This is a genomic window from Pseudomonas sp. HMSC057H01, assembly GCF_001836405.1.
Taxonomy (GTDB): domain Bacteria; phylum Pseudomonadota; class Gammaproteobacteria; order Pseudomonadales; family Pseudomonadaceae; genus Pseudomonas; species Pseudomonas aeruginosa.
The window spans coordinates 1-2,986 of sequence record NZ_KV828483.1 but is presented as its reverse complement, the minus strand read 5'-3'; the positions used below and the strand labels follow the sequence as shown (position 1 = coordinate 2,986).

Annotated in this window: 1 pseudogene; it reads left to right on the top strand. The window is 67.0% G+C overall.

The annotated features are described in order from the left end of the window. Positions 1-2,986: pseudogene (pvdD, locus tag HMPREF2581_RS18245) on the top strand (pyoverdine non-ribosomal peptide synthetase PvdD); the annotation flags it as partial.

The following is a 2,986-nucleotide window of genomic DNA, read 5'->3' as shown; positions in this document are numbered from 1 at the left end:
GGCAACTGGAGCCGGAAAGCGCGGCCTACCATATCCCGAGTGTCTTGCGTCTACGTGGGCGGCTGGACCTGGATGCCCTGCAACGCAGCTTCGACAGCCTGGTTGCGCGGCACGAGACCCTACGCACCCGTTTTCGCCTCGACGGCGACGAGGCGCGCCAGGAGATCGCCGCATCCATGGCATTGCCGTTGGATATCGTCGCGTTGGGGCCGCTCGAGGAGGGCGCCCTCGCTCGGCAGGTCGAGACGACGATCGCGCGGCCGTTCGACCTGGAGCGTGGGCCGCTGCTGCGGGTGAGCCTGTTGCGGCTGGCCGAGGACGACCATGTGCTGGTGCTGGTCCAGCATCACATCGTGTCCGACGGTTGGTCGATGCAGGTGATGGTCGAGGAACTGGTCCAGCTCTATGCCGCCTATAGTCGAGGGCTCGAGCTAGCGCTGCCGGCTTTGCCGATCCAGTACGCGGACTACGCCCTGTGGCAGCGCAGCTGGATGGAGGCGGGGGAAAAGGAGCGCCAGTTGGCGTACTGGACCGGCCTGCTGGGCGGCGAGCAGCCGGTGCTGGAGTTGCCGTTCGACCGGCCGCGCCCGGTTCGGCAAAGCCATCGTGGTGCCCAGTTCATCCTGGAACTGGATATTGATCTGTCCCAGGCGCTCAGGCGCGTGGCCCAGCAGGAGGGGGCTACTGCCTTCGCCCTGTTGCTGGCTTCGTTCCAGGCGCTGCTGTATCGCTACAGCGGGCAGGCGGATATCCGTGTCGGTGTGCCGATCGCCAATCGCAACCGCGTGGAGACCGAGCGGCTGATCGGCTTCTTCGTCAACACCCAGGTGCTCAAGGCCGACCTGGACGGTCGGATGGGCTTCGACGAGCTGCTGGCACAGGCCCGCCAACGCGCGCTGGAGGCCCAGGCGCACCAGGACCTGCCGTTCGAGCAACTGGTGGAGGCCTTGCAGCCGGAGCGCAGTCTTAGCCACAACCCGCTGTTCCAGGTGCTGTTCAACTACCAGAGCGAAGCCCGTGGCAACGGCCAGGCATTCCGCTTCGACGAGTTACAGATGGAAAGCGTGCAGTTCGACAGCCGGACGGCGCAGTTCGACTTGACGTTGGACCTGACGGACGAAGAGCAGCGTTTTTGCGCCGTTTTCGACTACGCCACCGACCTGTTCGACGCCTCCACCGTGGAACGCCTGGCCGGCCATTGGCGCAACCTGTTGCGCGGCATCGTCGCCAACCCACGACAGCGGCTCGGCGAGTTGCCGCTGCTGGATGCGCCGGAGCGCCGGCAGACCCTCTCCGAATGGAACCCGGCCCAGCGCGAGTGCGCGGTGCAGGGCACCTTGCAGCAGCGTTTCGAGGAGCAGGTGCGGCAATGGCCACAGGCGGTTGCGCTGATCCTCGACGAACAACGGCTGAGCTACGGCGAACTGAATGCGCGGGCCAATCGCCTGGCGCACTGCCTGATCGCTCGCGGCGTTGGCGCGGACGTGCCGGTCGGGCTGGCGCTGGAGCGTTCGCTGGACATGCTGGTCGGCTTGCTGGCGATCCTCAAGGCCGGCGGCGCCTACCTGCCGTTGGACCCGGCGGCGCCAGAGGAGCGCCTGGCGCATATCCTCGACGACAGTGGGGTACGGCTGCTGCTGACCCAGGGGCATCTGCTCGAGCGCCTGCCACGGCAGGCGGGGGTGGAGGTGCTGGCCATCGACGGTCTGGTGCTGGATGGCTACGCCGAGAGCGATCCGCTCCCGACGCTATCGGCGGACAACCTGGCCTACGTGATCTATACCTCGGGCTCGACCGGCAAGCCCAAGGGCACATTGCTCACCCACCGCAACGCGCTGCGCCTGTTCAGCGCCACCGAGGCCTGGTTCGGCTTCGACGAGCGGGACGTGTGGACGTTGTTCCATTCCTACGCCTTCGATTTCTCGGTCTGGGAAATCTTCGGCGCGCTGCTCTATGGCGGGCGCCTGGTGATCGTGCCGCAATGGGTGAGCCGTTCGCCGGAAGACTTCTACCGTCTGCTGTGCCGCGAAGGCGTGACGGTGCTCAACCAGACGCCGTCGGCGTTCAAGCAACTGATGGCGGTGGCCTGTTCCGCCGACATGGCGACGCAGCAGCCGGCGCTGCGCTACGTGATCTTCGGTGGCGAGGCGCTGGATCTTCAGAGCCTGCGGCCGTGGTTCCAGCGCTTCGGCGATCGCCAGCCGCAACTGGTGAACATGTACGGCATCACCGAGACCACGGTGCACGTAACCTACCGTCCGGTGAGCGAAGCCGACCTGGAGGGTGGCCTGGTCAGTCCGATTGGCGGGACCATCCCGGACCTGTCCTGGTACATCCTCGACCGTGACCTGAACCCGGTGCCGCGCGGCGCGGTGGGCGAGCTGTACATCGGTCGCGCCGGGCTGGCACGCGGCTACCTGAGGCGGGCCGGGTTGAGTGCCACCCGCTTCGTGCCGAACCCGTTCCCCGGCGGCGCCGGCGAGCGGCTGTACCGTACCGGCGACCTGGCGCGGTTCCAGGCGGATGGCAATATCGAGTACATCGGGCGTATCGACCACCAGGTGAAGGTTCGCGGCTTCCGTATCGAACTGGGCGAGATCGAAGCGGCGCTCGCCGGTCTGGCCGGGGTACGCGATGCCGTGGTGCTGGCCCATGACGGAGTCGGCGGCACGCAACTGGCGGGATACGTGGTGGCGGACTCGGCGGAGGATGCTGAGCGTCTGCGGGAGTCGCTGCGGGAGTCGCTGAAGCGGCACCTGCCGGACTACATGGTGCCGGCGCACCTGATGCTGCTGGAGCGGATGCCGCTGACGGTCAATGGCAAGCTCGACCGGCAGGCGTTGCCGCAACCGGATGCGAGCTTGTCGCAGCAGGCCTATCGAGCGCCCGGTAGCGAGCTGGAGCAGCGCATCGCAGCGATCTGGGCGGAGATCCTGGGAGTGGAACGGGTCGGCCTGGACGACAACTTCTTCGAACTGGGCGGTCA